Origin of the sequence: Streptomyces sp. NPDC059832 (assembly GCF_042731715.1) — a bacterium.
Taxonomy (GTDB): Bacteria; Actinomycetota; Actinomycetes; order Streptomycetales; family Streptomycetaceae; genus Streptomyces.
Map to the genome: position 1 here is coordinate 67116 of NZ_JBHWIY010000017.1, position 20410 is coordinate 87525.

At 71.9% G+C, this 20410-nt stretch carries 18 protein-coding genes; 6 read left to right on the top strand and 12 right to left on the bottom strand.

Going from position 1 to position 20410, the window contains the following annotated elements; translation table 11 throughout:
- Window positions 1–69 precede the first annotated feature (69 nt).
- The 5 genes from ACFV8T_RS27340 to ACFV8T_RS27360 all read right to left on the bottom strand — a co-directional run bounded on the left by ACFV8T_RS27340 (window position 70) and on the right by ACFV8T_RS27360 (window position 4719).
- On the bottom strand, window positions 70–1641 hold the full coding sequence (locus tag ACFV8T_RS27340) for a cytochrome P450 (RefSeq protein ID WP_385332331.1): 1572 nt from the start codon (window positions 1639–1641) through the stop codon (window positions 70–72).
- 70 nt (window positions 1642–1711) lie between these two features.
- Window positions 1712–2326 carry an ATP/GTP-binding protein gene (locus tag ACFV8T_RS27345; protein WP_383771308.1) on the bottom strand — a complete coding sequence of 205 codons (615 nt, stop codon included), beginning with the start codon at window positions 2324–2326 and terminating at the stop codon, window positions 1712–1714.
- Window positions 2307–2678, bottom strand: a complete 372-nt coding sequence (locus ACFV8T_RS27350) for a DUF742 domain-containing protein (protein WP_259928340.1) — start codon at window positions 2676–2678, stop codon at window positions 2307–2309. Before ACFV8T_RS27350 ends, ACFV8T_RS27345 begins: the two co-directional genes overlap by 20 nt.
- Window positions 2675–3082, bottom strand: a complete 408-nt coding sequence (locus ACFV8T_RS27355; RefSeq protein WP_093896207.1) for a roadblock/LC7 domain-containing protein — start codon at window positions 3080–3082, stop codon at window positions 2675–2677. The genes ACFV8T_RS27350 and ACFV8T_RS27355 overlap by 4 nt, the downstream gene beginning before the upstream one ends.
- Entirely contained in the window at window positions 3079–4719 is a 1641-nt protein-coding gene (locus tag ACFV8T_RS27360; protein WP_385332334.1) for a sensor histidine kinase, read from the bottom strand. Before ACFV8T_RS27360 ends, ACFV8T_RS27355 begins: the two co-directional genes overlap by 4 nt.
- 430 nt (window positions 4720–5149) lie before the next feature.
- On the opposite strand from ACFV8T_RS27360, the gene ACFV8T_RS27365 reads away from it, so the two are divergent.
- Complete coding sequence (locus ACFV8T_RS27365) at window positions 5150–5974, top strand: IclR family transcriptional regulator (protein ID WP_385332336.1); 825 nt, start codon at window positions 5150–5152, stop codon at window positions 5972–5974.
- Between the two features lie 106 nt (window positions 5975–6080).
- Here the strand turns inward: ACFV8T_RS27365 and thrS are convergent, their stop codons facing one another.
- The 3 genes from thrS to ACFV8T_RS27380 all read right to left on the bottom strand — a co-directional run bounded on the left by thrS (window position 6081) and on the right by ACFV8T_RS27380 (window position 9735).
- Window positions 6081–7295 (bottom strand): threonine--tRNA ligase, encoded by a 1215-nt coding sequence (gene thrS, locus ACFV8T_RS27370; protein ID WP_385332338.1) that lies wholly within the window; start codon window positions 7293–7295, stop codon window positions 6081–6083.
- Between the two features lie 230 nt (window positions 7296–7525).
- Window positions 7526–8032, bottom strand: a complete 507-nt coding sequence (locus ACFV8T_RS27375) for a MarR family winged helix-turn-helix transcriptional regulator (RefSeq protein WP_385332341.1) — start codon at window positions 8030–8032, stop codon at window positions 7526–7528.
- On the bottom strand, window positions 8029–9735 hold the full coding sequence (locus tag ACFV8T_RS27380; RefSeq protein WP_385332344.1) for an FUSC family protein: 1707 nt from the start codon (window positions 9733–9735) through the stop codon (window positions 8029–8031). The genes ACFV8T_RS27375 and ACFV8T_RS27380 overlap by 4 nt, the downstream gene beginning before the upstream one ends.
- A gap of 150 nt (window positions 9736–9885) precedes the next feature.
- Between ACFV8T_RS27380 and ACFV8T_RS27385 the strand changes: the two genes are divergently transcribed.
- Together ACFV8T_RS27385 and ACFV8T_RS27390 are read left to right on the top strand one after the other, a co-directional pair.
- A complete protein-coding gene (locus ACFV8T_RS27385) occupies window positions 9886–10653 on the top strand; it encodes a VOC family protein (RefSeq protein ID WP_385332346.1) in 768 nt (255 codons plus the stop codon).
- Between the two features lie 213 nt (window positions 10654–10866).
- Window positions 10867–11205 (top strand): DUF2516 family protein, encoded by a 339-nt coding sequence (locus ACFV8T_RS27390; RefSeq protein WP_385332349.1) that lies wholly within the window; start codon window positions 10867–10869, stop codon window positions 11203–11205.
- On the opposite strand, the gene ACFV8T_RS27395 is transcribed toward ACFV8T_RS27390, so the two are convergent.
- From ACFV8T_RS27395 to ACFV8T_RS27405, 3 genes are all read right to left on the bottom strand, one after another.
- On the bottom strand, window positions 11187–12569 hold the full coding sequence (locus ACFV8T_RS27395; RefSeq protein WP_385332352.1) for a PP2C family protein-serine/threonine phosphatase: 1383 nt from the start codon (window positions 12567–12569) through the stop codon (window positions 11187–11189). The two genes, ACFV8T_RS27390 and ACFV8T_RS27395, sit on opposite strands and share 19 nt — an antisense overlap.
- Before the next feature lie 505 nt (window positions 12570–13074).
- Complete coding sequence (locus ACFV8T_RS27400) at window positions 13075–14151, bottom strand: C40 family peptidase (protein ID WP_385332355.1); 1077 nt, start codon at window positions 14149–14151, stop codon at window positions 13075–13077.
- Between the two features lie 265 nt (window positions 14152–14416).
- On the bottom strand, window positions 14417–15193 hold the full coding sequence (locus ACFV8T_RS27405; RefSeq protein WP_385332358.1) for a class I SAM-dependent methyltransferase: 777 nt from the start codon (window positions 15191–15193) through the stop codon (window positions 14417–14419).
- A 203-nt stretch (window positions 15194–15396) separates the two neighbouring features.
- On the opposite strand from ACFV8T_RS27405, the gene mshA reads away from it, so the two are divergent.
- The 3 genes from mshA (at window position 15397) to ACFV8T_RS27420 (ending at window position 19232) form a co-directional block, all read left to right on the top strand.
- A complete protein-coding gene (mshA, locus tag ACFV8T_RS27410) occupies window positions 15397–16749 on the top strand; it encodes a D-inositol-3-phosphate glycosyltransferase (RefSeq protein ID WP_385332361.1) in 1353 nt (450 codons plus the stop codon).
- Window positions 16750–16763: 14 nt separating this feature from the next.
- Window positions 16764–17297, top strand: a complete 534-nt coding sequence (locus ACFV8T_RS27415) for a YbjN domain-containing protein (protein ID WP_385332364.1) — start codon at window positions 16764–16766, stop codon at window positions 17295–17297.
- A 192-nt stretch (window positions 17298–17489) separates the two neighbouring features.
- Window positions 17490–19232 (top strand): glycosyl hydrolase family 28-related protein, encoded by a 1743-nt coding sequence (locus tag ACFV8T_RS27420; RefSeq protein ID WP_385332366.1) that lies wholly within the window; start codon window positions 17490–17492, stop codon window positions 19230–19232.
- Between the two features lie 72 nt (window positions 19233–19304).
- Here ACFV8T_RS27420 and ACFV8T_RS27425 read toward each other — a convergent pair whose 3' ends face one another.
- On the bottom strand, window positions 19305–20327 hold the full coding sequence (locus ACFV8T_RS27425) for a phosphotransferase family protein (RefSeq protein WP_385332368.1): 1023 nt from the start codon (window positions 20325–20327) through the stop codon (window positions 19305–19307).
- Between the last annotated feature and the right edge of the window lie 83 nt (window positions 20328–20410).

Below are 20410 nucleotides of genomic sequence, written 5' to 3' on the forward strand. Positions count from 1 at the left end.
CGCGGCCCCTTGGGTCCTCGGCCGCCGGGCCGGATGCCGGTCATGCCTTCGCTCCGAGGGCGTGTCGGGTCAGCTGCCGCCCCACCAGCGCGAAACGACCCGCCACAGCCTCACCGGTGCGGATTCGCCGCGCTGCTGCGGGATCCGGCCGACGGCGGACGGTTCGGAGGCCGTGTCCCCCGATTCGTCGACGGCCGTGACCGTGGCCGTGGCAGTGGCCGTGACCGTCTTACCCGTGGGCGCGGCGACCGGGGCACGACCGGGTGTGGGGGCGGTGTGCCGGACCGTCGACTGCACCTCCCAGTCCGGGCTCTGCGGGTTGGGCCTCCCCATGGACGGCGGTTCCTTGTCGTCCTGCGGCGGGCGCGCGGCGAAGTCCGCCGGAAGCTCCACCAGGTGCCGTCCCATGATGTTCCCGATCCAGCTCAGCTCGCTCTCCTCGACGGCGAGTTCGAGGTCGGGCAGCCGCATCAGCAGGGCGTCGACACCGACGTCCGCGACGGCTCGTCCGATGTCCTGCCCGGGGCATTCGTGCGGGCCGCCGCTGAACGCGAGATGGGCGCGGTTGCCCGCCATGTCGGCACCCAGATCGGGCCGGACCACCGGGTCGGTGTTGGCCGGTGCGATGCCGACGATCAATGCGTCGCCCGCCTTGATCTGCTTGCCGCCGAGCTCGGTGTCACCGACCGCCCAGCGGCCGAAGACCGCGGTGAACGGCGGCTCGTCCCACAGCGTCTGCTCGACCGCCTCGGGCACTGTCATGTGGCCACCGCTGAGCCTGGCCCGGAATCGCGGGTCGGTGAGCACCATGCGCAGGACGTTGGCGATCAGGTTGGCGGTCGCCTCGTAGGAGGCGATGAGGATCAGCCGGAGATGCTCGCTGACCTCCTGGTCGTTCAGCCCTGCGGGGTGCTCGACGAGCCAGGTGGCGAAGTCGTCCGCGGGCTCGCGCCGACGGCGCTGGACGAGCCGGGTCAGCGCGTCGAGAACATAGGCGTTGCTCGCGACGGCGGTCGCCGTGCCCCGGGTCATGTCGCGGGCGGCCTGGACCATCCGGTCGTTGTACTCCTCGGGCATGCCGATGATCGCGCACATCACCATCATCGGCAGCCGCTCGGCGAACTGGCTGACCAGGTCGGCACGGCCCTGCTGGCAGAAGTCGTTGACGAGCCGGTTGCTGTAGCGGTTGACGTGGCGGCGGACGCCGCGGGTGTCGATCCGGCCCATGCTGTCGGTGACCGCGCCGCGCAGACGTTCATGGGTGGCGCCGTCGGCGAACACGCACATCGGCTGCCAGGTGAAGATCGGGGCCAGCGGGTGGTCCGGGGCGACGCTGCCGTCCTGCAGGGCCCGCCACCGCCGGGAGTCGCGGGAGAACTGCGAGGGCGTTCGGGTCATGTGCAGGTTCTCGCTGTGCCCGAGGACCAGCCAGGCGGGTACGTCTCCGTGCAGCAGCACGGGGGCCACGGTGCCGTGTTCGGCGCGCAGTTTGTCGTAGAGCCCGTGGGGGTCCCGCTCAGCCTCCGGGCCGTAGAACCGGCGCAGTCCGCCGGGGCCGACGCCGAGGCCGTGGGCCGGGCACTCGGGGGGCGGAACCGGCCCCTGGGCCGCTCCGGGCTCGTAGTGGAATGGGGTTGTCACGATCGCTCCAGGGATCAGGCTTCCAAGTACCGGACGATGGGGGATGCGCGCGGGGGGTTTGGTACTGCGGTCAGGCGAGCGGGAGGGCCAGGCTGTGCAGATAACGCATCAGGGTCATCAGCACGTCGCGGCTGGAACCGCGCAGTCGGGCGTCGCAGTCGATCATCGGGACCTCTTCGGGGAGGTCCAGGGCGCTCCGCAGCGCCTCGACGGGATGTTTCGGGGCGTCGGGAAAGGTGTTGATGGCGACGACGAACGGCACGCCGCGCTCCTCCAGCCTCCCGATGACGTCGAAGCTGACTTCGAGCCGCCGGGTGTCGATGAGGACCACCGCGCCGAGGGCACCTTCGAACAGGCCGTTCCACAGGAACCAGAACCGTTCCTGGCCCGGGGTGCCGAACAGATAGAGGATCAGCTCCTCACTGATGGAGATCCGGCCGAAGTCCATGGCGACGGTGGTGGCGGTCTTGCTCTCCACCCCGAAGTTGTCGTCCACGCCGACACCGGCCTGGGTCATGGTCTCCTCGGTGGTCAGCGGCCGGATCTCGCTGACGGAACCGACCATGGTCGTCTTGCCGACCCCGAACCCGCCGACGATCACGACCTTCACCGCGGCTGTCGCCGTGGTGGGAAGGACGTCCTCGCGCCGGGGGCCGGTGATCGTGTCAGAGCTTCTGAAGTCCATGCATCACCGCTTCGAGAAGGGACCTGTCCGGGAGGGTGGCGCGGACGATGGGTGCGCGCGATTCGATGAGTCCGGCAGCGAGGAGTTCGGTGAGGAGCGAGGTCACCACGCTGAAGGGCAGACCTAGGTACGCCGAGATCTCGGCGACGGATAACGGTGCCTGGCAGAGCCGCAGGATCACGGCCTGCTCGGGCTGGACCGTCGGCGTCGGCTGTGCCTGCGCGACGATCATCGTGACCAGATCCAGCTGTGCCCGCTCGCTGCCGTCGGGATCGCCGGTGATCACGTACAGCCGTTCCGGGTCGCTCAGTGCCGGATCGGCTTTTCGGCGTTCTCTTCGGGGAGAATTCATCCGGCCTGCCCGTCGTGGCGCGGCGGACTCGTCAGGTGGGCACCGATCCTGACGACCATGTCGCGCATCCGCGATCCGACGAGTCCCGCATCGACCGTCTCACCGGCGAGGACGGCGAGGTACGCGCCCGTTCCGGCGGCCATCAGGTAGAAGAAACCACCGGTCACTTCGATGACGACCAGTCGCATGAGACCGTCGCTGTACGGGATTTCGGAGGCGACGGCGGCGGCCAGGCTCTGCAGTCCGGCACAGGCCGCCGCGAGGCGGTCGGCGACATCGGGGTCGCCGCCGTGCCGGGCGATGCGCAGACCGTCGGCGGAGAGCACCACGATCTGGTGGATGTCCGGTACGTCGTCGGCCAGTTCCTTGAGCATCCAGTCCATGTTTCCCCGCTGCTGGATCACTTCAGGTCTCCCTTGTCCCACGCGTCGTCAGAGTCTTCGTCGGTCTTCGGGTCCTGCGGCACGCCGTTGACCGCGTTGGTGAAGGCCTCCAGCCAGAGTCCGGGGGGCTGCTCCTTGCCGCCGGAGCCGCCGGGTCCATGACCGTGGCCGTTGGTGTGGCCGTTGGTGTAGCCGTTGGTGTAGCCGTTGCGCTGGCCTGCGGTGGGGTCGACGGGCTGGGCCGGGAGGTTGTGCGAGCCCAGGGGTGCCCGGCCGCGACTGCGGCGTTGCGGGAGCCCGCCCGCGGTCCACTCGGTCACCACGGGGACGTCGTCCTCCATGGCGGCCGCCGGAACGACCGGCCGGGTGACCGGCGCGACCGGCCCGGTGGCGGGTCGCTGGGCCACGGGGGCACGCGGCTTGCGGCGGGCCGGCACGACGTGCTTCATCGCCTCCTGGTCGATGTCGCTGGTGGGCCTCGACGTGGCGCCGATGCCGTGGGCGATACCGGGAGCGGGTCCGGTGGTGATCATCGCGCGGGGCACGATGAGCACGGCGCGGACACCGCCGTACGCGGACTGCCGCAGCGAGACCTGGAGGTCGTACATCCGCGAGAGCCGGCCGACGACGGCCATGCCGAGCCGCGGGGACTCGCCGAGGTCGTTCATGTTGGAGCCGGCCTGGGCCCTGGCGAGCATGTTCTCGGCCCGCGAGCGGGCCTCCTCGCTGAGCGAGACGCCGCCGTCCTCGATCTCGATGGCGATGCCGGTCTGCACCTCGACGGCGGTGACGTGCACCCGGGTCTGCGGGGGCGAGTAGCGGGTGGCGTTGTCCAGGAGTTCGGCGCAGGCGTGGATGAGCGGCTCGACGGCGGTGCCGATGATGGCGACCTTGGCGATCGAGTGCAGATCGACGCGGGGGTATTCCAGGATCCGCGACATGGCGCCGCGCAACACGCTGAACAGCGGTACGGGCTTGGGCCACTGGCGGCTGGGCCGGGCGCCGCCGAGTACCGCGATGGAGTCGGCGAGGCGGCCGATCAGCGCGGTGCCGTGGTCGATGCGGAGCAGGTCGTCGAAGACATCGGGGTCGCGCCCGTGGTGCTCCTCCATCTCGCGCAGTTCGCTCGCCTGGCGGTGGACGATCGCCTGGACGCGCCGGGCGACGTTGACGAAGGCGCGCTGGGCGGAGTCACGCATCGCCTCTTCGTTGTCGATGATGTTCAGCACGGTGTAGACGAGGGTGCGTTGGGCGTCCGGCAGGTCGCGGTACAACTCGTCCGCGTCGACGACGTCGCGGAGCACCTCCTCGGGCGAATTGCCCACGCGCAGCCGGTGGATGGCGGCCGGCAGGAGTTCCTTGCTGATCCGCGCGGTCTCGTCGTCGTGGGTGGCGATGCGCCGCTCCAGATCGGCGAAACGCCGTTCGTACACCGCGCGCTGAGCACGCAGATCGCGCGCCCGGCGGGCGAGTTGGACGCTCAACGCGACGGCCACGAAGGTGGCGACGGTGCCGCACCACACGACTGGTATCCGCGCGGCCGCGGAAACCAGTGCCACCGCGGCGGCGGTGGCGCCGCCCATCAGGAGCACGGGCAGCAACACGGCACGAACGACTGGGGTTTCTCGGTCGATCGGCGGTGATTCAACACGAACCATCTAAGACCTCTGGCGGTTGATTCGGGACGTATGCATGCTTGCAGGACAGTCGTGAACAAGCGCTCGAATTCATATCAACTCGACTTCACTGCGCGTGAGCTTAGCCAGATCGAATCAGTGCTTCGGCATATTCACCCAACCCCCTGCGCGAGCGCTCCAGCGGTAATACACTCACGAGTTTTCGCACGCACCGCCGTCACGCGCACACAAGGAGTGACGCCCGGTGCGATCCGGCGAGGAAGGGAGTCCTTCGTACCGGAGAACGGGACAGGGTCCGAGCCGACCGACATGTCCGGCCAGGCCACCCTGCCGAGCACGTACGGTGGCAGCGGCGGCAGTTGGGCGACCCACCCCCGCCTACCACTCCACCCTGTCCCGCAGCACGGGACAGGCGTACATGTGATCGAACCGGATCGAAAGGAGCACATTCATGACTCATGGGCGGGTGGACGGCCGGGGCACCGAACTGACACCGGAACCGAGGGGGAACGGACACACCACGGGGCCCGATCGGGGCTACACCATCGAGTCGCTGGACACCGGGCTCCGGCTGATGCAGCTCTTCCTCACCCATGACACGCTCACCGTCTCCGAGGCGGCCGGGCTGCTCTCCGTGGGCCGGTCCACCGCGCACCGGGTGCTCAGCACCCTGGAGGGACGCGGCTTCGCGATCCGGGACTTCTCCGGCCGCGGTTACTCGGCCGGTCCGGAGCTGGTCCGGCTCGGCCGCCCGGCGGGATTCGGCACGGCCGTCCGCGAACGGCTGGGAGCGGTACTGGAGGACGCGCTGCGGCGGACCGGCGAGACGGTGCAGAGTGCGGCGCTGATCGGCGACCGGATCGTCGTCACCGACGGCCGCGAGTCCCCGCATCCGGTGCGGGTGATGCCGGAGGTCGGCGGTACGCACCCCGCCCACGCCACGTCGGGCGGCAAGCTGCTGCTCTCCCGGATGACGACGGAACAGGTCTGCGCCCTCTACCCGCGGGAGGAGCTGCCCGCGGCCACGCCGAGCACCGTCACCTCGCGCTCCGCGCTGCTCGCCGAGCTGGAGGTAATCCGCTCCCGCGGATACGCGCTCAGCCGCGGGGAGTCGGTCCGGGGCATGAACACCGTGGCCGTACCGCTGGCGGGATCGAGCTGGCGCGACCGGCTCGCCCTGATGGCGTCGGCACCCGCCGACCGCGGCGACGACGCGGCGCTCGCCCGTCGCGCCGAGGAACTCCACGTGTCCGCCGCGCTGTTGGGCACGGTCTGAGTGATCCCTGCCGGGCAGCCGGGGAGGAGCGCGCGCCGGAGCGGACCACCCGAACACGGTGGTCCGCTCCGGCGGCCTGCTCCGGGTTCCGGGCCGGCCGGGGTCCCTACGCCCGGAGTTCGATGCTGTGCGCATCCACCAGGGCGGCGATCCGGGCGAGAACCTCGTCCGCGGGCTGCGGCTCCAGCCGGGTTCCGTCGCGCAGGCGCAGGGCCACGTGTCCTTCGGCCGCTTCCCTGGCCCCGATGACCGCCTGGCAGGGCGCCAGGCGCGCCTCCCGGATGCGGGCGCCCAGGGTGCCGCGCTCCGGTCCGGCGATCTCGGCCCGCAGTCCCAGGTCGGCGCAGTGCCGGGCGAGCTCCTCGGCGACCGGCAGTTCGGCGCCGGAGATCGGGAGGATCGCCACCTGGGTGGGGGCGAGCCAGGCGGGGAGGGCGCCGCCATGCGCCTCGATCAGATGCGCGACGGCCCGCTCCACACTGCCGATGATGCTGCGGTGGACCATGACCGGCCGGTGTTTCGCGCCGTCGGCACCGATGTAGTGCAGGTCGAACCGGACCGGCTGATGGAAGTCGATCTGCACGGTGGACAGGGTCGACTCGCGGCCCGCGCCGTCGGCGACCTGCACATCGATCTTGGGGCCGTAGAACGCGGCCTCTCCCTCGGCCGCCTCGTAGGGCACCCCCGAGCGGTCGAGGACTTCGGTCAGCAGCGCGGTGGACCGCTGCCACATCGCCGGGTCGTCGACGTACTTGCCTCCCGCGCCCGGGAGGGAGAGGCGGTAGCGGGCCGCGCTGATGCCCAGCGCCCGGTACGCCGCACCGATCAGCTCCAGAGCGGCCCGCGCCTCCTCGGCCACCTGGTCCGGGGTGCAGAAGATGTGCGCGTCGTTCAGCTGGATGGACCGCACACGGGTCAGTCCGCCGAGCACTCCGGAGAGCTCGGAGCGGTACATGCCGCCCAGCTCGGCCATGCGCAGCGGCAGTTCGCGGTAGCTGTGCGAGCGGGAACGGTAGATGACCGCGTGGTGCGGACACAGGCTCGGCCGCAGCACCACCTGTTCCCCGCCCAGGTCCATCGGCGGGAACATGTCGTCGTTGTAGTGCGACCAGTGCCCGGAGATCTCGTACAGCTCCCGCTTGCCGAGCACCGGCGAGTACACGTGCCGGTAGCCGGCCCGCCGTTCGGCGGTGCGGATGTACTCCTCCAGGGTGTGCCGCACGGCGGCGCCGTCGGGCAGCCAGTAGGGCAGCCCCGCGCCGATCAGCGGGTCGGTGTCGAACAGGCCCAGCTCGCGGCCGAGCTTGCGGTGGTCGTACATGGCGGTCTCCTCGCGGTCGTCGGGCGGGTGACCGCAAGGCGAAGCCCCGGGGCACTCGCCCCGGGGCTTCTCACTGCACAGCTGTCAGCGCGCCGGGACACTCTCCGGCGTCGTCGTCATGGCAGCGCGCTTCATGCGGTGGACATTAGCAGCGGTGTACCGGCGTCCGCGCGGTATTTTCCGGCGCCTAAGGCGCGGACCTCGCACCGCCCCGCGGACCTGCCTCCGGTTCAGTGCCGGGCGCCGCCGATACGCCCCTCCAGCTGCACCAGCAGCTCGCTGAGCTGGGCGCTGAGCCGGGTACGGGACTGCTCGTCGAGGCCGGACAACACCGTGCGTTCGTACGCGAGCTGCCGGGGCAACAGCATGTCCACCAACTCGCGGCCCTGCTCGGTGAGGCGGACGTGGTTGACGCGGCGGTCGCGGTCGTCGCCGCGCCGGTCGACCAGACCGCGCTCCTGGAGGACCCGCAGGCGCTTGGTCACCGCGGCGCCGGACGAGAAGGTCTCCCTGGCCAGTTCGCCTGGGGTGAGTTCGCGGTCGGTACGGCGTACGGCACCGAGCAGGTCGAACTCGGCGCGGGTCAGACCGGCGGCGCGCAGCGGGGCGTCCTCCGCCTGCTGGAGCAGGGCCGCACAGCGGTTGATGCGGCCGATGAGTTCCATCGGTCCGGTGTCCAGCTCCGGGTTGACGGCCTGCCACTGCCGTACCACCGAGGCGACGATGTCGTCGGTCACACCGCTCCGTTCTCCGGGGCGCGGGCGATCGGCCCCCGCCGTGTTGCTGTCGCGGCGAGCGTACGGTGTCCGGCCTGCTCGGCGGCGAGGACCTGCTCCTGGGGCAGGGCGCGCTGCCACCATTCGCCCGCCGCGGTGTCGTCCGCCTCGCGCAGCTCGACGAGCGATCCGGTCAGTTCGCGGCGGGCGGCGTCGAGCGCGGCGGGCGCGGGCTGCGGGGCGGCCAGCGCGTGCACGGCGCGGGCGCGGGCCAGATCGGTGGCGGCCAGTGCCTTCTCCAGGCGTCCGGCGGCCCGGCGGTTGGTCACCAGCATGGCGGCGAGGATGCCCACCCCGGCGCCGATGACGGTGTCCAGGACCCGGTCTCCGATGAGTTCACCGGCCGGGTGGGTGCCGCCGAATTCCAGGACCAGCAGTGCCATCGGGGTGACGGCGACGGAGCCGAGCCAGTAGTTGCGGGTGATCAGGGCCTCGGCGGCGAAGCCGAAGAACAGGCAGAAGCCGATGAGGGCCAGCGGGCCGGTGCGGCTGACCGGGAGGATCGCGGCGAAGACGAGGACGCCGAGCAGATTGCCGAGGGTGCGCTGGAGGGCCCGGTTCCAGGACAAGGTCACATTTGCCTGGTACAGCGAGGCGGCGGTGACGATCGCCCAGTAGGGACGGCCGACGCCGGCCGCCTGGGAGGCGTAGCCGGCCAGGGCGCAGCCGATGAGCGCGCGGGCGCCGATGGGCAGCAGCGGGGAGCCCGGGGCGAGGCTGCGCAGCAGCGCGCGGCGGGCGTCGCGGCGGCTGCCACCGCGCCGGGCCGTCCGTTCGGCCTCGATGCCGAACAGTTCCTCGGACGTGCCGGGGGCGGGCGGCGGAGTGGGCACGGGGCCGCGGGCGCGGGTCTCCCGGGCCCAGGCGCGGAGCCGGCCGGGGTCGGGAGCGGGGACGGCCGGGGAGGCGTCGAGGGTGCCTTCGGCGAGGGCGGCTTCGGCGTGCACGACGAGGCGTTCGAGCGCCCGGCGTACGGGTGTGGGGCGTCCGGCGGCGAGCAGGGTCTGCCAGGCCGCGTGCACGGCGGCGGCAGCGGCGTGCCGGGTGCGGTGGCCGGGATCGGCGAGGTACGCCGCGGCCGCGTCGAGGGCGCGGGCCGTCGCCCGGCGCTCCGGGCCCTCCCGGCGGAGGAGCGCGGGGCCGGCCGTGACCAGCCAGGCGATCACGCCCGCGCCCAGGGTCAGCGCGAGATGACCCGGCACCTGGCCGAGACGCTGCGGGGCGAAGAGCGCGGCGGAGGTGACGAAGGTGAAGATCACCGGTCCGGGCGGACCGATGCGGGTGGCGTCGCAGAGCGTCTTCTGCCCCGCCGCGAGCAGCGCGCCGACCGCGATCAGCACGGCGGTCGAGCCGGTGAGAGAGGCCGCGACCAGCGATGCCGCCAGGCCGATGATCATGGCGACGACGACTCCGGCGACGGCCCGCGCGCGACGGGCGTACGGCAGGTTGTGGCCGTACAGCGCACAGAGCGAACCGGCCATCGTGTACATCACGAGGTCGAGCCGGTCGACGGCGAGCAGCACCAGATCCGGTACGGCGGTGGCGACGACCACGCTCAGCGCCGGTTTGAACCACATGTCCGAGGGCCGGGCGAGACGCAGCGGAGCTGCCAGCGGGAGTCTGCGGACGGAGGGCTGCCGGGACCGGATAGTTGTATCGCTCACCCAAATACTTTAGCAGGTATTACACCCGTAAAACATTTTCCCCCGATGGCCGCCTCCCGCACGAGGTCATAGCGTTCGAATGCGCAAGGACGGACAGGCGCAGGCGCAGGTGCGCGTCCACGCGCCCCACGCACCCACGGAGGAATCCGCATGAAGCTCACCGAACCCGTGCCCAGCGGCCCCTGCTGGATCGAGTTGAGCACCCCCGACATCCCGGCCGCCAAGTCGTTCTACGCGGCACTCTTCGGCTGGCGCTCCGAGACCGATCCGCGCGAGGAGGCGGGCGGCTACACGATGGCGCACCTCGGCGACGCGCGAGTGGCGGCGCTCAGCCCGATCTACCAGCCGGGTCGGCCGACGGCCTGGACGGTCTCGTTCGCCACCGAGGACACGGACGCCACGGTCGAGCAGGTGAAGTCGGCGGGCGGCTCGCTCCTGGTGGGCCCGATGGACGTGTTCGACCAGGGCAGGTTCGCGGTCGTCGCCGATCCGTCCGGCGCGGTGTTCTCGTTGTGGCAGGCGCGCGCCTTCGCCGGTGCCGAGCGGCTGAACGACCCCGGTGCGCTCGGCTGGGTCGAACTCGTCACCCGTGAGGCCGACCCGGCGCTCGCTTTCTATCCCGCGGTCTTCGGATGGACGGTGAACGCCGCGTCGGAGCACTACACGCAGTGGGGCGTGGCCGGTGAGGACTTCGGCGGGATGCAGATCATGGACGACAGGTTCCCGCCGGAGGCGCCGCCGAACTGGCTGCCGTACTTCGCCGTGACGGATGTCGACGCGACGGCCGCGACGGCGCAGGGAGCCGGTGGCGAACTGCTGATGCCGCCGACCGATATTCCGGACGGGCCGCGGATCGCGGTCGTACGGGACCCGCAGGGTGCGGTGTTCGGCATCCACCGGGCAGGCAACGAAGGTTAGGGTCGTGGGGGGGGGGGGGGCCCCCTCCCGACAAAAAAACCCCCCCCCCCCCCCACCACCCAACCACCCCCTCCCCCCCCCCCCTTCTGCTCTCCCCCCCCCCGCCGCAGTGTGTAGCGGGGCGTGGGCCGGGCACCTTCAGGGGTGCCCGGTCCGTTGTCCCGGTACCTTGGCCGCGAGGCGCTCATCCACTTATTAGGCGGTGCACACACCATGTTGCTCACAGGATTCAGCACACTCGTCTGGCTGCTCTACATGGTCATGCTCGTGCTGGCCGTGGTCGCACTGATCATGGCCGCGATGGCCCGTGAGGACGCCTACCGGGCCGCGGACAAGCAGAAGAAGTCCTTCTGGCTGCTCATCCTCGGCATCACCGTCGCCGTGAACCTCTTCGTGCCCATGCTGTTCCTGCAGCTCGCGGGGGCGGTCGCCTCCATCGTCTTCCTGGTGGACGTGCGACCCGCCCTTCAGGCGGTCTCGGGTGGCGGCCGAGGCCGGCGCGGCGGCTCCAGCAGTGACGGTCCGTACGGGCCCTACAACGGCGGGCGCTGAGCGTTCGCGGGGTTCGCCGCGCTCACGCGGGCCGTGGGTGACGCCGATCCGGGGCGGGGGCGCGGGATGCTCCGGCCCCGGTCGCCGTCGGGGATCCGGCGGCGGACGTGTTCCTGGTCGCGGTCGAGCAGGAGGACCGCGACGTCGTCGGTCAGTTCGCCGCCGTTCAGCTCCCGCACCTGGGTGACCGCGGCCTCCAGGAGATCCTCGCCGGTGAGCCCCTCCGCCAGCTGCCGGTTGATCATCGCGACCATGCCGTCCTGGCCCAGCCGCTGAGTGCCTGCCGGGCCCACGCGCCCCTCGATCAGCCCGTCCGTGTACATCATCAGGCTCCAGGAGCCGCCGAGGTCCACCTGTCGGCGCGGCCAGCGTGCGCGCGGCAGCAGGCCCAGGGCCGGTCCGCCGTCCTCGTACGGGAGAAGGTGCGCGGCCTGTCCGGGCCGGGCGACCAGCGGGGCGGGGTGGCCCGCCAGGCAGAGTCCGGCGCGCCGGCCGTCGGGGGCGATGTCCACGGTGCAGAGCGTCGCGAAGATCTCCTCGCTCTCCCGCTCGTGCTCCAGTACCTGCTGGAGGGTGGAGAGCAGTTCGTCGCCGCAGAGCCCGGCCAGGGTCAACGCCCGCCAGGCTATGCGCAGTTCCACGCCGAGCGCCGCCTCGTCGGGGCCGTGTCCGCAGACGTCGCCGATCATCGCGTGGACGGTGCCGTCGGGCGTGCGGACCGTGTCGTAGAAGTCCCCGCCGAGCAGCGCGCGGCTGCGGCCGGGGCGGTAGCGGGCCGCGAAACGCAGATCGGAGCCGTCGAGCAGCGGTGTGGGGAGCAGGCCGCGTTCGAGGCGGGCGTTCTCCTGGGCGCGCAGCGTGGACTCGGTGAGCCGGCGCTGGGCGATGTCGGCGCGCTTGCGCTCTACGGCGTACCGGATGGTGCGGCTGAGCAGCCGGCCGTCGAGTTCGTCGCGGAAGAGGTAGTCCTGGGCGCCGACCCGTACCGCCGCGGCGGCCAGCTCGGTGTCGTCCTCCGCCGTGAGGGCGAGGACCGCGTGGCGCGGGGCGATCCGCAGGACGTGCTTGAGGGTGGCGAGCTCGTCGGCTTCCGCCGCGTCCCCGGCCACGGAGGCGCGGGTCTCGCTGCCGGTGGGCAGGGCGAGGTCCAGCAGGATGCAGTCGACGTCGTCCGTGAGGAGTCGGCCCGCCTCGGTCAGATTGCGGGCGGTGCGGATACGCACCCTCGTGCCGGCCGCGGCCGGGAGCTCGGGGACGGTGAAGGTGCCCGCCGGGTCGTCCTCGATCACCAGGAGGGTGAGGTCGGCGCCGTGGGAGGCCTCCGCAGCGGCGTCGGCACCTTGCTGCGGTACGGGTACGGGCATCGGTTCGGGTTTCCTTCCCTCCCCCCGAGGGCGCGGCGGGACGACGATCGACGACCTGCCAGACGGGGACGATAGCGGTCCGCGGCGGGGGAACGGAATGGCGTTCCGGGATCGGCCTCCGGCATATGCACAGCCATAAGCCGCGTCAGGTCACGGATCCGGCGAGATGGGCCGGGGTGGGGGCGGGTGTCCGGGCATGACAAAGGTCACGCGGGGTGGTGGGCGGCGGGTGGCGCGGGTCACGCACATGGGCCGGGCGGGGTGCCGTGGGGCGTCCGGCAAGGTGTCCGGGGGCGTCCGGGGAGCGCCTTGTCCTCAACCGCCGGACGGGTTCGATCTGCCGGACGAGCCCGGTCGCAGGACGGGCCCGGTCGCAGGACGGGCCCGGTCGCAGGACGGGCCCGCCCCGCCGGGCCCAGTCACCGGACGGGCCCGCCCGGACGAGCCCGGTCACCGGACGGGCCCGCCCTGCCGGGCGCGGCCCGATCTGCCGGGGCGGCGGCGGTTACTTGTCCGGGCGTACGACGCCGAGGATCTGCATCGAGCCCGCGCCCGCCAGCGTAACGTTGCGGCCGGGGCGGGGGGCGTGCACGATCGCGCCGTCGCCTATGTACATGCCCACGTGACTGGCGTCACCGAAGTAGATGATCAGGTCGCCGGGGCGCATGTCCTTGATGGCGATGTGCGGCAGCAGCCGCCACTGTTCCTGCGAAGTGCGGGGGATCGGCCGGCCCGCTGCCGCCCAGGCCTGTGACGTGAGCCCCGAGCAGTCGTACGACTTGGGGCCCTCGGCGCCCCAGACGTACGGCTTGCCGATCTGCGCGGTCGCGAAGGCCACCGCCTCCTTGCCGCTCGCGCTCGCCTTGCGGTTGATGTCCTTCAGGGCGCCGGAGCTGAGCCAGGCCGCCTGCTGCTTGTACTCGGCCTCCTGCTCCAGCTTGAGCAGGCGGGCCCGCTCCTCCTTCTTCAGCCGCGACTCCAGCTTCTTCGCGGCGTCGATCTGCGCGTTGATCTTCTTCTTGGCCTTGGCCTGCTTGATCCGGTTGGCTTCGAGCTTCTTCCAGTTGGTGCTCGCGTCCTTGGTGTACGTCTCCAGGTCCTGCTGGGTCCTGGTCAGTTCGCCGAGCACGCCCTGGGCGGCCTGCTGGCCCTCCCTGACGCGGCTCACCCCGTCCAGGAACAGCTGCGGGTCGTCGCTGAGCATGAACTGGGCGCCGGGCGGCAGTCCGCCGGTGCGGTACTGCTCGCGGGCCTGGGCGCCGGCCTGGCTCTTGAGCTCGGCGATCTTCGACTGGCCCACGACTATGGCGCGGGCCAGCTTCACGATCTCGCCGGACTGCTTCTTGGCCTTCTCCTCGGCGAGGTTGTACGCGTCGGTGGCCGTCCCGGCCTTGCGGTAGAGGGCGTCGATCTCCTTGCGCACCTCTTCGAGGCTCTTCTTCGGCGCCTCGGACCCGGAGGCGGCCCGCCCGTCGGAGGGGGATGGGGGCGCGGGCGTGGCGAAGGCCTGGACCGGCGTGATGAGTACGGACAGCGCGCAGACCAGAGTGATCGCGGCTGAGGCACAGTGACGTCGGTTCACGAGATTCCCCTCCGAATGAATCTGATTTACCGTCAGTAACTTTTCGCCGATGTCGAGATCGTGCCATGCCGTACCGAAAAGCAACAGAGGCGCACGCCTGCTGTCCTGACGGGCGCACGGATCGACGGCCGAAGCCCCGGCGGGCGCCCCTTCGACTCCCCCCGGCTTCCCCTGCTCCCCTCTGTCTGGACGAACGATGCCCCGTTCCCGTTCCCGTCCGCCTCCCCGGACACGGCCTCACGGGTCCTGTTCAGCGTGAGTTGGGCTACGGGTTGGGCCGGAGGGCGGTCCATTTCACCGTGACTTCGCCCTGGCGCCACCGCCGTACCCCGTCGGCCAGCGGCCAGTCGCCCGACAGCGACCGCACCGCCGTGATCCAGCGCTGCCGGGCGCCCAGCGAGGCGTACGGGGCCGCCGCGGCCCACGCCCGGTCGAAGTCCCGCAGGAACGCGTGGACCGGTTCGCCCGGCACATTGCGGTGGATCAGCGCCTTGGGCAGGCGTTCCGCGAGGTCGGACGGGCGGTCCAGGGAGGCGAGCCGGGTCGCGAAGGTGACCGTGCGCGGGCCCTCCGGGCCGAGCGCCACCCATACGTGCCGGCGCCCGATCTCGTCACAGGTGCCCTCCACCAGGAGCCCGCCCGGCGCGAGGCGGGCACACAGCCGCCGCCAGACCGCGGCGACCTCGCCCTCGTCGTACTGGCGCAGCACATTCGCCGCCCGGATGAGGGCGGGGCGCTCGGGGAGCGGGATCTCGAACCCGCCGTGCAGGAAGGTCAGGCCCTCGCGCTCGTACGGCTTCGCCGCCGCGACCCGGTCCGGGTCGATCTCGATGCCGACCACGGACGTGCGCGGATCGGCGGTGCGCAGCCGGTGCAGGAGCTCGACGGCGGTCCAGGGCGCGGCGCCGTACCCGAGGTCGACGGCGACGGGGTGGTCGGCGCGGCGCAGGGCCGGGCCGTGGGTGGCGGCGATCCAGCGGTCCATGCGGCGGAGCCGGTTCGGGTTGGTGGTCCCGCGGGTCGCGGTGCCGATGGGGCGCATGAAGCGAGCGTAACGATCGCGCGGCGGGCGTCGGGCGGCGCGGGGCCCGGTCCGGTGGGCGGGTGCCGCCCGCCCGGAGTGCGGGACCCGCACTGCAATGATTTGGTAAAGCGGAAATGAAAGGAGCTATTCCGCTGTTGCAGCCGTTCGCAGGGGCTCGGGTCCCTTCGGTGTCATGCCCTGGATGAGGAGGACCGGACGACGTGAATCAGTACGTCTCCCGGCTCGGCAGCAGCCGTGTCGCACCGCGCCTCAGGTTCCCCGCCGCGTTCCCCGGCGGCCACCGCAAGCCCCGCCGCATCGCGATGCTCTCCGTGCACACTTCGCCCCTGCACCAGCCGGGCACGGGCGACGCGGGCGGGATGAACGTCTACATCGTGGAGCTGGCCAGGCGCCTCGCCGCGATCAACATCGAGGTCGAGATCTTCACCCGGTCCACCACCGGCGGGCTCCCCCCGGTGGTCGAGCTGGCGCCCGGCGTCCTGGTCCGGCACGTCGACGCGGGGCCGTACGAGGGCCTGGCCAAGGAGGAGCTGCCCGCCCAGCTCTGCGCCTTCACGCACGGCGTGATGCAGGCGTGGGCCGGCCAGCGCCCCGGCTACTACGACCTCGTCCACTCCCACTACTGGCTCTCCGGCCATGTCGGCTGGCTCGCCGCCCAGCGCTGGGGCGTCCCGCTCGTCCACGCCATGCACACCATGGCGAAGGTCAAGAACGCGGCGCTCGCGGCGGGCGACACCCCCGAGCCGGCGGCCCGCGTCATCGGCGAGACCCAGATCGTCGACGCGGCGAACCGGCTGATCGCCAACACCGCCGAGGAGGCGGACGAGCTCGTCCGCTTCTACGAGGCCGATCCCGGGTCCGTCGCCGTCGTCCACCCCGGGGTCAACCTGGACCGCTTCAGCCCCGCCGACGGGCGGGCCGCGGCACGGGCGCGCCTCGGACTGCCGAAGGACGCCCTGATCCCGCTCTTCGCGGGCCGCATCCAGCCGCTCAAGGCCCCCGATGTGCTGCTGCGGGCGGTCGCCGTCCTGCTGGACCGCGATCCCACGCTGCGTTCCCGGATGGTCGTGCCGGTCGTCGGCGGCCCGAGCGGCAGCGGGCTGGCCAAGCCGGAGGGGCTGCAGAAGCTGGCGGCGCGGCTGGGCATCGCCGATGTCGTACGGTTCCAGCCGCCGGTCGGGCAGGAGCAGCTCGCCGACTGGTTCCGGGCCGCTTCCGTGCTGGTCATGCCCTCGCACAGCGAGTCCTTCGGACTGGTCGCCATCGAGGCGCAGGCGGCGGGCACCCCCGTCGTCGCGGCGGCCGTGGGCGGTCTCCCGGTGGCGGTGCGGGACGGGGTCAGCGGCTTCCTGATACCCGGGCACGATCCGCAGGCGTACGCGCAGGCGCTGGCCAGGTTCGCCGACGCGCCGGAACTGGTCGCCCGGATGGGCGCGGCGGCCGCCGCGCACGCCCAGGGCTTCGGCTGGGACACCGCCGCGTCCGCGACCGCCGACGTGTACACGGCCGCGATGCAGGAACACCGCCGCCGCGTACGCTCGCTCCATGGCTGACGTACGCTCGCACCATGGCTGACGTACCCGGCGGAGCGGCACCGAGCGAAGCGGCGACGACGCGGGTCGCGCAGGTCATCGAGGCGACCCTGAAGGACGCCGGGCTCGAATGGGAGAGCCCCGGGCCGGGTGACTACGTGGTCAAACTGCCCGGCACGCGCAAGCTGTCCACCACCTGCTCGCTGCGCGTCGGCAAGCACTCGCTCTCCCTCAACGCCTTCGTCGTACGCCACCCGGACGAGAACGACGCCGCGGTCCACCGCTGGCTGCTGGAGCGCAACCTCCGCCTCTTCGGGGTGAGTTACGCGATCGACGGGCTCGGCGACATCTATCTGGTCGGCAAGCTGCCGCTCTCCGTGGTCACCCCGCAGGAGCTCGACCGGCTGCTCGGCACGGTCCTCGAAGCGGCCGACGGTTCCTTCAACACCCTGCTGGAGCTGGGCTTCGCGAGCGCGATCCGCAAGGAGTACGAGTGGCGGGTGTCGCGCGGCGAATCCACCCGGAACCTGGACGCGTTCACGCATCTGACCCAGCGCCCGGCCGGATGACCTGCGGGCCGCGGCGTGGCTGTGGGCCGCGGCGTGGCTGTGGGCCGCGGCGCGGCCGACCGGCCGGACCGAGGCCCTGCCGACCGGCCCAACTGATGGAACCCGCCTGAAGATTCACCGCTGCACGCCTCTTTCGTCGTGCGGCGGGGCCGTGGCATGCTCGCCGCCGACGCAGATATGAACGTCGTTCACATGGATGAAAGGCGGCTCGGATTCATGGCGCTCGGATACATGGCGGTCGAGGGGAACATCAGCAGGCGTGGGTTGCTGGCCGGTGCCGTGGCTGTCGCCGCGACGGCGGTCACCGGCACCACCGGCAGCGGCACGGCAGCCGCCGCGGAGGGCCGGGTGCCCGTCGGCGGATCGCGAGCGGCCACCCCGCTCTGGCGGGAGTTCGCCGCCGCCCCGTTCACCCATCCGCAGATCCCGTTCATCGGCCGGGCCGGCTACCGAAGCGGCTCCCGCCCGCCCCGCCGAACCGGCCGCGGCTTCGTTGCCGACGTCCGGCACTACGGCGCGAAGCCCGATGGCTCCACGGACGCCGCCCCCGCGATCAACCGCGCCATCGCCGACGCCGGAGAGCGCGGCGGCGGCACGGTACTCATCCCCGAAGGCACGTACCGCATCGACGACATCATCCGGATCGGCCACAGCGACGTGGTGGTGCGCGGCGCGGGCAGCGGGCGCACCAAGCTGTACGCGACCAGGAACCTCACCGAGCTGATCGGGACGTACGGCAGCCGGTACGGCGGCGACAAGTCCAGCTGGTCCTGGGCCGGCGGCCTCATCTGGCTCTGCCCGACGGACCGTTGGGCCTCGCTCACCGACGCGATCAGGGCGAAGTCCTGGCCCTTCGAGGGCTGGACCGGCAACCGGCGCGACGAGTGGCGGACGCTGACCACCGTCGCCCCCGCCCGCCGGGGCGACCGCTCGATCACCGTCCGGGACACGACGGGGCTGAGGCGCGGCGGGCTCGTCCTGCTCCGGCTCGCCGACGACGCAGGCCACACGCTCCTGGAGCACATGGCGGGCGGCGGCCCCGGTCCCGAGGCCTACTACTGGGACGACAAGACCAAGCTGACCTCGTACGTCCCCTACGAGTGGCCGGTCCGCGTCACCTCCGTGCACGGCCATCGGGTCACACTGGAGCGCCCGCTCCCGCTCGATGTCCGCCCCGAGTGGGATCCGCGGCTGACCACCCTCGTCACCCCGCTCACCGGCTCCGGCGTCGAGGGCCTCACGCTCGAAGCGGTCGAGACCCCGCAGTCGCCGCATCTGCTCGACAAGGGGTACAACGGGGTCGCCTTCCAGTGCGCGTACGACTGCTGGGCCGTCGACATCACCGTCCGCCACGTCGACAACGGCTTCGGCCTGATCGCCGCCTCCGCCTGCACCCTGCGCCGTACGAAGGTCGCCGGGCGCGGCTCGCACCATCCGTACTACTGCCGCGAGGGCTCGCACGACAACCTGATCGAGGACTTCACGATCGAGCGGCGCACCGTTCCCGCGCCCGCCGGGACGCAACTGCACGGCATCAACGTCGAGGGCCTGTCCAGTCACAACGTGTGGTCGCGCGGCGTGATGGAGATGGGGACGTTCGACTCCCACCGGGGCATGCCGTTCGCCAATGTCCGCACCGACATCACGGTGAACAACAACGGGCGGCACGGCGGCGACGCGAGCGCGGGGCCGCTCTTCGGCGCCCGCTTCACGCACTGGAACATCCGGGTCACCAACGGCCGGGCGGGCCTGATGCGGATCGACGGACTCGCCCCGTACAGCGCGACGGTCGGCATCAGCGAGGTGACGGAGTTCGACCAGATCGACGTCCCCGACTTCACCGGCGATCTGCACACCCGGCTGGAGGCGTACGGCACACCGGAAGCGGTGTGGCCGCCCAATCTGCACGACGCCCAGCGGGCCCTGACCGGCTGAGAGCCTGCCGGGTGACCTTCGATCGGAGGTCACCCGACAGGCTCCGAGGCCGACGGGAGGCGGGCGCCGCGCTCAGTCCCTTGTCCGCAGTGCCGACTCCACGTCCGCCAGGGCCGATTCGAGCTGCGGGGCGACCTCTGTCCACGCCCATTCCAGGTCCTCCCCGCAAGCGCGGCGCGGGACGGTCTCCACCAGCATGATCAGGTAGAGATAGCAGCGGTAGAGCGCCAGTCGCAGCCGCACGGACGTGCCGAACACCACCGGTCGTCCGCTGCCGTCCGCGTACCCGGCGAGGAAGTCCTCGTCTTCCTCCATGTTCCCGAACAGGGCGAGCGATACGAAGTCGGCGACCGGGTCGCCCCAGAACATCCGCTCGCCGTCGACGATCCCGCCGATGGTCCGCGCACCGGGCTCGCCGTCGACGAGAAGGTTGCCCTGCCACAGGTCGAAGTGGACCAGGGCGGGCCGCGCGACGTCGTCGAGCACGGGCGACGCGGCGGCGAGCAGGGCACGGATACCGGCCGTCGGGCGCGGCAGCCGGGCGCGGTAGGTGTCCGCGTCGGCGAGGACGGCGTCGGTCATCGCGGTGAACGCCTGCCGCCAGGACGGGGTCAACGGGCCCACCGCCAGGGAGGGGTAGCCGAAGCCCGCGGGGTTCGTGACGGCGTGCAGCCGGGCGATGATCCGCCCCAGGTCCTTCCTGAGCAGGCGCTCCTCGGCACCGGACAGGGTGTCGGCGGATGCGGCGCCGGTGAGTTCGTGCCAGGGGCGCCCCGGGCGGGCCGACATGATCACGTACGGGCCGGTCGGCGCGGCCGGGTCGAGCTCGCTGTGCAGGACACGGGGGACCGGCGCCGAACCGTCCGCGGAGGTGTAGAACGTGGCCTCGTTGACCAGCAGATCGCGCTCGTAGCCCATCAGCGTTCCGGGGGTCGAGGGCGGCGGTATCTTCACCACCTGCTCGCTGCCGTCCGTGAGTGTCACCCGGGAGACCGTGTTGAACGTGCCTCCGGCGAGCGGCGCGCATCGGGCGATCCGGTCCTCCGTCAGCCCAACGGAGCGGAGCACGGCCGAGGTTGTTCCGTCTGTCTGCATGGGAGCAATTGTGCCTCCGGGCCGGTCTCCGGGTCGGGCTCCGGTGCGGGTCGCGATGACGGACGGCGCCTTCACGGGATGAT

Bases quoted from the DNA above. Each gene is read 5' to 3' on its own strand.
- ACFV8T_RS27345 (WP_383771308.1), bottom strand. From the start codon at position 2,326: ATGGACTTCAGAAGCTCTGACACGATCACCGGCCCCCGGCGCGAGGAC.
- ACFV8T_RS27350 (WP_259928340.1), bottom strand. From the start codon at position 2,678: ATGAATTCTCCCCGAAGAGAACGCCGAAAAGCCGATCCGGCACTGAGC.
- ACFV8T_RS27360 (WP_385332334.1), bottom strand. From the start codon at position 4,719: ATGGTTCGTGTTGAATCACCGCCGATCGACCGAGAAACCCCAGTCGTT.
- ACFV8T_RS27365 (WP_385332336.1), top strand. From the start codon at position 5,150: ATGACTCATGGGCGGGTGGACGGCCGGGGCACCGAACTGACACCGGAA.
- thrS (WP_385332338.1), bottom strand. From the start codon at position 7,295: ATGTACGACCACCGCAAGCTCGGCCGCGAGCTGGGCCTGTTCGACACC.
- ACFV8T_RS27385 (WP_385332346.1), top strand. From the start codon at position 9,886: ATGAAGCTCACCGAACCCGTGCCCAGCGGCCCCTGCTGGATCGAGTTG.
- ACFV8T_RS27390 (WP_385332349.1), top strand. From the start codon at position 10,867: ATGTTGCTCACAGGATTCAGCACACTCGTCTGGCTGCTCTACATGGTC.
- ACFV8T_RS27395 (WP_385332352.1), bottom strand. From the start codon at position 12,569: ATGCCCGTACCCGTACCGCAGCAAGGTGCCGACGCCGCTGCGGAGGCC.
- ACFV8T_RS27405 (WP_385332358.1), bottom strand. From the start codon at position 15,193: ATGCGCCCCATCGGCACCGCGACCCGCGGGACCACCAACCCGAACCGG.
- ACFV8T_RS27415 (WP_385332364.1), top strand. From the start codon at position 16,764: ATGGCTGACGTACCCGGCGGAGCGGCACCGAGCGAAGCGGCGACGACG.
- ACFV8T_RS27420 (WP_385332366.1), top strand. From the start codon at position 17,490: ATGGATGAAAGGCGGCTCGGATTCATGGCGCTCGGATACATGGCGGTC.
- ACFV8T_RS27425 (WP_385332368.1), bottom strand. From the start codon at position 20,327: ATGCAGACAGACGGAACAACCTCGGCCGTGCTCCGCTCCGTTGGGCTG.